This window comes from Lysinibacillus sp. TE18511 (genome assembly GCF_054062295.1).
In genome coordinates this window covers 49512-58425 of the sequence record NZ_JBSSFD010000029.1, presented here as the reverse complement: position 1 = coordinate 58425, position 8914 = coordinate 49512, and the positions used below count along the sequence as shown (strand labels likewise).

Below are 8914 nucleotides of genomic sequence, written 5' to 3'. Positions count from 1 at the left end.
TGAGCCAGGATCAAACTCTCCATAAAAAGAAATTTGATTAGCTCAAATTGTTTTGCTGGCATCATGTTTGATGTCCAAAATTTTGTTTCGTTCACCAACTCAAGGTTAGCTACTTAAAACTTTATTGATTACGTTTTGCTTGTTCAGTTTTCAAGGTTCATTTCGTTGCCGTTTCATTTCAGCAACTTTTATATCATAACATTTCTTGTTTTTTGTTGTCAACATCTTTTTTCAGAAGTTTTTTACTTCGTTTCAGAAGCGACAACTCTTATATAATATCATTCTCGGTTATCGATGTCAACATCTTTTTTAAATGTTTTTTCGAAGCCGTTTTTGTTCTTGCGTCGTCTTAACGACAAGTAATAATTTATCACGATTCCATTACATCCGCAAGTGTTTTTTTGCTATAAAATTATCTTTTTTGAAAAATAATTAGTTAGTAAGCTATTTTGTGTTTTTTCGAGTAATAAACAACTCTTGTAATCTTCTAGCTACTACTTTATTTGTTTTACTATACATCTCTTTCTCATAAATCTCAACAAGTTAAATCAATTATGCCTCAGCATAATCGCGTCCGGAATCGGCTTTGTGCTTAGGCCTGCCGATGTTTTTTGTGCGAAAGCGAAGCAACACGACGTTGATCACTCAGGCGTTTTCACAGGATGTGAAGCTCTTAGCCTGAGCCCCTCTATTTCAGCGGGTGTTTGGATATACGCCGAAAAGTGACTTAAAACCGCATTCATCTCACCATCTATAGCGGCGGGAGACTGCTGTACCTGTCGCTACGCTTTCGGTACAAAAAACATTTACTGAAAGAAGTTAAGCTCTAGTCCTTTTTAAACTACTCATTCTTCAGCCTTCCTCAATAATGCCTCAAAGTTGCCAGCTGGCTATTCCTACACATCTGGAACGCACCTACGTCATCTACACATTACCCTAACAAATACTCAATAGCGAAAACAGGAGCCAAAGTGCTTCTCCTGCACCTTGACTCCTGCTTATCATGTTTGTCCCTTATCAAATGAAACAATTCATTTTTCTTAAAGAAACTACTACATTAATCATTTTGTTTTTCAACTATACTTAGGCACCAAGAGAAATTATCCCACGCAGAATACCAGCCACTGAAAATTTCGGAAGAATCATCCCAACGGACGTCGAATTTTTTCTGACCGTCAACATCTACTAAATATAAAGTAAGGGTCGGATCTACCTTAGAAACCGCTAACTTCATACCGTTTTCAAGTTCTTCTTCAGTTAACACAACATCTGAAACTGAACGTACTTGTGCCTGTTCAAATACTTGTTTGTTAAAGATTTTGTAATTCATTACAAGCCCCCAATAAAACTTCTGTTACTATTTATTATTTTTTATCTGCAAAACATAGTACTCTAAAAGTATAACCTATATTCATTCATCTTTAAAAACACTTATTTAGTAATGTGGCGCATTGTTGGGAATAATAATACGTCACGGATTGAAGGTGAATTTGTAAGAAGCATGATTAAACGGTCGATACCAATACCTAACCCACCTGTTGGAGGCATACCGTATTCTAATGCTTCAATGAAATCATTGTCCATTTCATGCGCTTCGTCGTTACCAGCTGCTTTTTCAGCTAACTGAGCTTCAAAACGTTCACGTTGGTCGATAGGATCATTTAGTTCTGTAAAGGCATTTGCGTGCTCACGTCGAACGATAAATAGTTCGAAACGGTCAGTGAAACGCTCGTCCTCTGGATTTTTCTTTGCTAGAGGTGAGATTTCTACTGGATGACCATAAACAAACGTAGGCTGAACAAGCGTTTCCTCAATCTTTTGCTCGAAGAACTCGTTAATAATATGTCCTACCTCATGTGTTTCTCTAACCTCTACTCCATGTTCTTTAGCAAGAGCTTGAGCTTGTTCCTTAGTCATAGGCTGCCAGAAGTCTACACCTGTAGCTTCTTTTACTGCATCTACCATATGAACTCGTTTCCAACCTACAGCAAGGTTAATTTCATCTTCACCATATTGAACTGTAGTTGTCCCAAGAACTTCTTGAGCGACATGGGCAATAAGGTTTTCTGTTAGAGACATAATATCTTTGTAGTCTGCATAAGCTTCATACAGCTCTATCATTGTGAATTCAGGGTTGTGGCGTGTTGAGATCCCTTCATTTCGGAAAACACGACCAATTTCATATACTTTTTCAAGCCCACCAACGATTAGACGTTTCAAATGCAGTTCAATAGCAATACGCATGTATAATTCCATATCAAGTGCATTGTGGTGTGTAATAAATGGACGAGCCGCTGCACCACCAGCAATTGTATGAAGCATTGGTGTTTCAACTTCTAAATAGCCTATATTATCTAAGTAGTTGCGAATAGCACGGATAATTTTAGAACGTGTAATGAATGTAGTTTTACTATCCTCATTCGTCATTAAATCTAAATAACGTTGACGGTAACGTTGTTCAACATCTTGTAAGCCATGGAATTTTTCCGGCATAGGGCGTAGAGCTTTTGATAGGAATGTAAACTCTTCAGCCTTTACTGAAAGCTCTCCTACTTGTGTTCGGAAAACATTACCACGAATCCCTACGATATCACCAAGGTCAGCTTGTTTAAATAATTCATACGCTTCTTCGCCAACGTGATCCTGACGAACGTAAATTTGAATTTGGCCAGCTAGATCTTGAATATGTGCAAAGCCAGCTTTTCCTTTACCACGCTTCGTCATAATACGACCCGCGATAATCACTTCTTGTAGGTTTTCCTCTAGCTGCTCTTTTGATTGATCTGCAAATTGTTCACGTACTTCTGTTGATAAATGTGTACGTTCAAAACGACTACCAAATGGATCTTGACCATTTTCTCGAATAGCCGTCATTTTTTGGCGTCTCACCAAAAGCTGATCATTTAATTCTTCTATGTTTGACACTTGTTTCACTCCTTATTAAATTGTCCGCGTTTACGTCCATAATATTTCTATTGTACACAATTTTATTGCTGTAATCATCTGTTTCGGTTTAATTTCCATATAAGAAGAAATGATTAATAATTCTAAAAATTAAAGTTGACAGAAAAATCGACGCCTCTAAACGAACAGCGAGACGCCTCTTTAATATATTAAATAATTAGTTCTTTTGCTTCTGGTACTATTAATTTAGATTCAAGTTCTTCATATTCTTGTACAAGTCCGTTTAATAATGCACGAAGCGCTGCCGCAGTTTCTGTTTGGTTAATCGCATTACGCGCTTTACCATTACCACGAATACCTTTTAAATACCACGAAGCATGTTTACGCATTTCACGTACTGCCACACCCTCTCCTTTTAATTGGATAAGGCGTTCAAAGTGAAGTAAACAAACATCAATTTTCTCACGTACACTTGGCTCTTCCTTTAGCTCACCAGTTTCAAGGTATTGAACGGTACGATAAATCATCCATGGATTACCTAAAGCAGCGCGTCCAATCATTACGGCATCCACCCCAGTAGTATCAAGCATACGTTTTGCATCTTGAGGAGTTTCCACATCACCATTACCAAGCACAGGGATTTTTACATTTTCCTTCACTTGGCGAATGATATCCCAATTCGCTTTTCCTTCGTACATTTGTACACGCGTACGTCCATGGACAGCTACTGCTGATGCACCAGCACGTTCTGCAGCTTGTGCGTTCTCAACAGCAAAGATATGCTCGTCATCCCAGCCAATACGCATTTTTACGCTGACAGGTTTTTTTACTGCGTCCACTACAGCCGCTACCATTTCATATAATTTATTCGGATCTAAAAGTAAACGAGCGCCCGCTTCGCATTTAATAATTTTATTAACCGGGCAGCCCATATTAATATCGATAATATCGGCAGTTGTGTTTTCATCTACATACTTGGCCGCTTCTACTAGTGTTGCCTTATCACCACCAAAAATTTGCAATGAAAGTGGATTTTCACGCTCATCGATATAAAGCATGCCTAGTGTTTTTTCGTTCTTCTGAACAATCCCTTTATCACTAATCATTTCTGCGTATACTAGCCCTGCCCCGAACTCCTTAACAGTTAAACGGAAAGCAGAGTTACAAATTCCAGCCATTGGCGCTAATACGACACGGTTGTCCATGACAATATCGCCAATTTGAAACGGCTTCTCAGTTGCCTGACTCAACGTTGTTTTCCTCCTTCTATAGGTTTTACCTATTCCTATATATCTATCGTTAATGCTATGCAATTATAGGCAATCAATACACCAATAATCTTTGACCACTAGATTCGAAACTTAATTAACAGACTGCATAAATTTCAGCTCTGTTGATGCTTGCCATAAAGTTACGCCTTCCTCTTCACAATCGATCTGCTGCATTATATCATGTGCCTTTTTCAGCTGTTTTCCAATGGGTACAGGCGTAATTTCTATCAGTGGTACTAATACGAAAGCTCGCTCATACATTCTTGGATGTGGAACAATTAAGCTCTCTGTTTCGATATTTTCGTGATTGTAGAGCAAAATGTCAAGGTCAATGATCCGAGGGCCCCATCGAAACTCACGCACACGCCCTAATTCATTTTCGACCCATTGGCAAATTTTCAACATTTCGGAAGATGAATAACTCGTTTTAATATGAACTGCAATATTTAAAAAGTCGGCTTGGTCAGTGTAGCCTACAGCAGCCGTTTCATAAACTGAAGAAGTGTGTACAACATCAATTTCCGCTTTGTCCATTAAAAGTTTAACAGCGAGCTGGAGGTTTTCAAATCTGTCTCCCATATTTGTACCGATCGATAAATACACATCATTCATTCGTAATTACCTCTCGTTACCTCAACTGATACCTCTTTATAATAGCCATGTATTGGCGGGTCTGGTTTAATAAGCTCCACTCGAACACCCTTAACCTTTTCTGAGTATGTTTCTAGGATACTATTTGCTATTTTCGATACAAGTGCTTCGATAAGCTTGAACGGCTCACCTTCCACGATATCACGACATAACGCATAAACCTCTGCGTAGTTCACCGTATAATTTAAGTCATCAGTTTCCCCTGCCATTGTCATATCTACAGCAAGTGAAACATTAGCACGAAAGCGTTGACCGAGTGTAGTTTCCGCTGCTAAGACACCGTGATAGCCGTAAAACTGCATATCCTTTAAATGAATATAATCCATCACACTTCCTCCTTATAAATACGTTTACCTACTAATACATCAGCCATATAAGTAGCTCGCGCCATTTCCTTTACATCATGCACACGAATCATATGGCATCCCTTCTCAATACCATAAACAACTGTTGCGCCTGTACCTTCTACACGTTCCTCAACAGGTAGTTTTAAAACATTACCAATCATTGATTTACGGGAAGTTGCTAGCAAAACAGGATAACCCATTGCTACTAAGTCCTCTAAATGCTGCATCATTTCAATATTTTGGACAGTTGTTTTGGCAAAGCCTATGCCTGGATCCAAAATAATATGGTGATCTGGTATACCTGCATTATGAGCAATAGCAATACTCTTCTCTAAATCAGCCTTTGCCGTTACCCAAAAATCAGTTCCATAATCAGTGTTGTCTCGATTATGCATTAAAATAATCGGTACATTTAAATCTGCAGCAACTTGAGCGATCTCAGGGTCTGCTTTTGCTCCCCAAATATCATTAATAATATGTGCACCAGCTTCAATAGCTGCTTGTGCGACGCTCGCTTTATACGTATCAACCGATATAATCGCTGGTACTTCAGCTGCTAGCGCTTGTATAACAGGTACAATACGTGCAATTTCATCTTCATCTGAAATACGTTCATAACCTGGGCGTGTTGATTCTCCGCCAACATCAATAATTTTAGCACCCTCTGCTACCATTTTTTTCGCTTGAGCTACAGCAGTTTCAACGCTATTGTACTTTCCTCCATCTGAAAATGAATCTGGCGTGACATTTAAAATACCCATCACGAAAGTTTCTGCTGTATAGTCTAACGTGATACCGTTAATAGTTAATGGTGTTGTATATTTTTCTAGCATGTTAACGCTCCTTCTATTCTTGTTCCACTTCATTGACAAATGCTTCATGTAAACACGAATAAACAGGCCCTTCATTGCCTAGTAACTTCTTGTTTTCTAATTTACGAATTGGAACTAGTTCTTGCACAGAGTTGGTAATAAAGCATTCTAAACTTTGCTCCACATCTGCTTTAGTATAGAAACCTTCCATTACCTTCATCCCTAGAGATTGCGCTCGCTCAATTACCCATGCTCGGATAATTCCAGGTAAAATACCAGTCTCTAGAGAAGGCGTATATAGTATATCATTTTTCACCCAAAAGATATTTGATGTAATACCTTCAGCAACATAGCCATCTTCTGTTAAAAAGAAGCCTTCTTGTTGCGCCAAAGATGGCATTTCAAAACGCCCAAGAACGTTATTGCCATAATGATGTGATTTCACTCGCAGTCCTTTTTCAGGAGTATTACGAGGTGTTACAAGCCACTGTGCGTTTTTTTCCATACCTCTAGGTGTATCATGTAATTCTTTGCGAAAAACAATAACATTCGGATGTCTATATTCAGTCGGCTGCAAACCGATACTATGTTCTCCAGCTGATACATTTAAACGGAAATAGCCATCCTGCCCATTCGCCTGTTCATTTAATTGCTGAACAACCTTTAGTAAATCATCTTCAGTATAAGGAAGATGAATACGATATTGAGAAAGCGCTGTTTGCAACCTCTCCATATGTGCTTCCCAGCAAAACACCTTTCCCTTATACGTTCGAAACGTTTCGAAAAAACCTAAACCATATAAAAATCCATGATCGAATGGCGAAATGCGCAAATCCTGCGCCGCTACGTAGTCACCGTTCATCCAACACAGCATTTACTTCGCTCCCTCTACATACAATTCTATAAACTTACGTAGAAGCTTTTTACCTTGCTCCGTCATAATCGATTCAGGATGGTATTGCACGCCCTCAATTGGATAGTCCTTATGACGAATACCCATAATCTCGCCTTCTTCTGTCCATGCAGTTACTTCAAAACATGCTGGTAATGTCTCTTTTTCAACAATCAAGGAGTGGTATCGAGTTGCTTCAAATGGATTTGGCATTCCCTTATGCAAACCTATTTCAGCATGTAACACCGGCGATGTTTTACCATGCATCAAACGCTCAGCTCGTATAACCTTCCCTCCGAAAACTTGAGCAATTGCTTGATGACCAAGACAAACTCCTAAAATCGGAATATTTCCCGCGAAATACTTAATAATGTTCAGGCTTTCACCTGCCTCATTTGGGCTACATGGTCCTGGAGAAATGACAATCATATCTGGTGCAAGTTGCTCAATATCTTTCAACGTCAATACATCATTTCTTTTCACCACTAATTCATGACCAAATTCTCCAAAATACTGCACTAGGTTATACGTAAATGAATCATAGTTATCAATCATTAAAATCATTTTGCTCGCTCCTCTGCCATTGCCTTTGCCTGCCACATTGCCTTCGCTTTATTTAGAGACTCTTGGTATTCTTTTTCCGGAACAGAATCAATAACAATGCCTGCCCCTGCCTGGATATGCGCTACTCCGTCTTTAACAAATGCTGTACGAATAACAATATTAAATTCCATATCACCCGTGTAGCCTAGCCAGCCAATTGAGCCAGTGTATAATCCCCTTCTTACAGGTTCTAACTCTTCGATAATTTCCATCGTACGGATTTTCGGAGCACCTGTTATCGTACCTCCTGGGAACATGGCACGGATCACGTCTGCATTCGTTTTTCCCTCAGCCATTTCTCCTCGTACATTCGAAACAATGTGCATCACATGGGAATAGCGTTCAATGACCATGAACTCATCTACTTCAACCGTTCCAAATGTAGACACTCGTCCTAAATCATTTCGCTCTAAATCAACAAGCATTACATGTTCGGCACGTTCCTTGTCGTTATCAATCAATTCCTGCGCTAATGCTAAATCCTCCGCCTCGGATTTCCCTCTTGGTCGTGTTCCAGCAATTGGTCGCGTAGACAATTCATTGCCGTGACGCTTCACCAAAAGCTCAGGTGATCCAGAAACGACAGCAAAATCCGGCGCTTCTATATAAGCCATATAAGGAGACGGGTTAAATGCACGTAATGCTTCATATACATCCATTGCAGTTGCATTTAATTTTTTGGATTGACGTACTGATAAATTCACCTGAAACACATCGCCCTGGGCTATATATGTTTGAATTTTACTTACTGCGTCTTCAAAGTCAGTTCCAGCAAATGATACTAACAATTCACTTTCGTCATTCACTATTTCTACAGCGTTTGTTTTTTCAAATTTGCGTGAAAGCAATCCTTCTTGCGCTGCCCCTTGCCATGCCCTAGCACGTTCTTCTAAATCTACGCCACAGTCTGTTAGCTTCATTAGCGTTACTTTATTTGTTTTGACATCATGTACTGCCCAGCAATCAAAGATATAAAAATAAATATCTGGTACATGTAAATCATCTACAGCAGTGTTAGGTAGCACTTCAATTTTACGCGCGTAATCGTATGTAACAAACCCTATAGCTCCCCCCTGAAAAGCAGGAAGCTCAGCATTGTATGAAAGATGATATTTCTCTAACAATTCTTCTAGCAAAGCAAGAGGCTCACCGTTTAAAACTTCGCTCTCACCATTTCTCCAATTTACAAGCAGACCATTCTCGACCGATTGCGCCGTAGCCAACGGATTCCAAGCAGCTATGGTAAAATTTCCTCCACGTCCACTTTCTAAAAATACATGTGCTTGCTCTGCTTCTGTTTGCTTCTTATAGCTATAAAAGAACGAATCTGCATCCATCGTTATTGTTTTCGTAAGTATCGTCTTCAAGTTGCTATTCCCCTTTAAGTCATTTGATGTGATTCCATCTTAACTTGAATACTGCCTAGAAGCGAAT

At 39.3% G+C, this 8914-nt stretch carries 9 protein-coding genes; all 9 read right to left on the bottom strand.

Annotated elements, in window-relative coordinates; genetic code table 11:
* Window positions 1-1057: 1057 nt before the first annotated feature.
* Complete coding sequence (locus ACVWXS_RS18430) at window positions 1058-1330, bottom strand: hypothetical protein (protein ID WP_368638504.1); 273 nt, start codon at window positions 1328-1330, stop codon at window positions 1058-1060.
* Between the two features lie 101 nt (window positions 1331-1431).
* Window positions 1432-2934, bottom strand: a complete 1503-nt coding sequence (lysS, locus tag ACVWXS_RS18425) for a lysine--tRNA ligase (protein ID WP_427421793.1) — start codon at window positions 2932-2934, stop codon at window positions 1432-1434.
* 179 nt (window positions 2935-3113) lie between these two features.
* Window positions 3114-4154 (bottom strand): tRNA dihydrouridine synthase DusB, encoded by a 1041-nt coding sequence (dusB, locus tag ACVWXS_RS18420; RefSeq protein WP_423491855.1) that lies wholly within the window; start codon window positions 4152-4154, stop codon window positions 3114-3116.
* Window positions 4155-4265: 111 nt separating this feature from the next.
* Entirely contained in the window at window positions 4266-4787 is a 522-nt protein-coding gene (gene folK / locus ACVWXS_RS18415) for a 2-amino-4-hydroxy-6-hydroxymethyldihydropteridine diphosphokinase (protein ID WP_368638501.1), read from the bottom strand.
* Complete coding sequence (gene folB / locus ACVWXS_RS18410) at window positions 4784-5152, bottom strand: dihydroneopterin aldolase (protein ID WP_374964280.1); 369 nt, start codon at window positions 5150-5152, stop codon at window positions 4784-4786. The genes folK and folB overlap by 4 nt, the downstream gene beginning before the upstream one ends.
* Window positions 5152-6006 (bottom strand): dihydropteroate synthase, encoded by an 855-nt coding sequence (gene folP, locus ACVWXS_RS18405; RefSeq protein WP_456959556.1) that lies wholly within the window; start codon window positions 6004-6006, stop codon window positions 5152-5154. The genes folB and folP overlap by 1 nt, the downstream gene beginning before the upstream one ends.
* 13 nt (window positions 6007-6019) lie before the next feature.
* Entirely contained in the window at window positions 6020-6859 is an 840-nt protein-coding gene (pabC, locus tag ACVWXS_RS18400) for an aminodeoxychorismate lyase (protein WP_374964283.1), read from the bottom strand.
* Complete coding sequence (gene pabA, locus ACVWXS_RS18395) at window positions 6860-7441, bottom strand: aminodeoxychorismate/anthranilate synthase component II (RefSeq protein ID WP_068986609.1); 582 nt, start codon at window positions 7439-7441, stop codon at window positions 6860-6862. It lies immediately after the preceding gene.
* A complete protein-coding gene (locus ACVWXS_RS18390; protein WP_456959555.1) occupies window positions 7438-8847 on the bottom strand; it encodes an anthranilate synthase component I family protein in 1410 nt (469 codons plus the stop codon). The genes pabA and ACVWXS_RS18390 overlap by 4 nt, the downstream gene beginning before the upstream one ends.
* Between the last annotated feature and the right edge of the window lie 67 nt (window positions 8848-8914).

Bases quoted from the DNA above. Each gene is read 5' to 3' on its own strand.
- ACVWXS_RS18430 (WP_368638504.1), bottom strand. From the start codon at position 1,330: ATGAATTACAAAATCTTTAACAAACAAGTATTTGAACAGGCACAAGTA.
- folK (WP_368638501.1), bottom strand. From the start codon at position 4,787: ATGAATGATGTGTATTTATCGATCGGTACAAATATGGGAGACAGATTT.
- folB (WP_374964280.1), bottom strand. From the start codon at position 5,152: ATGGATTATATTCATTTAAAGGATATGCAGTTTTACGGCTATCACGGT.
- folP (WP_456959556.1), bottom strand. From the start codon at position 6,006: ATGCTAGAAAAATATACAACACCATTAACTATTAACGGTATCACGTTA.
- pabC (WP_374964283.1), bottom strand. From the start codon at position 6,859: ATGCTGTGTTGGATGAACGGTGACTACGTAGCGGCGCAGGATTTGCGC.
- pabA (WP_068986609.1), bottom strand. From the start codon at position 7,441: ATGATTTTAATGATTGATAACTATGATTCATTTACGTATAACCTAGTG.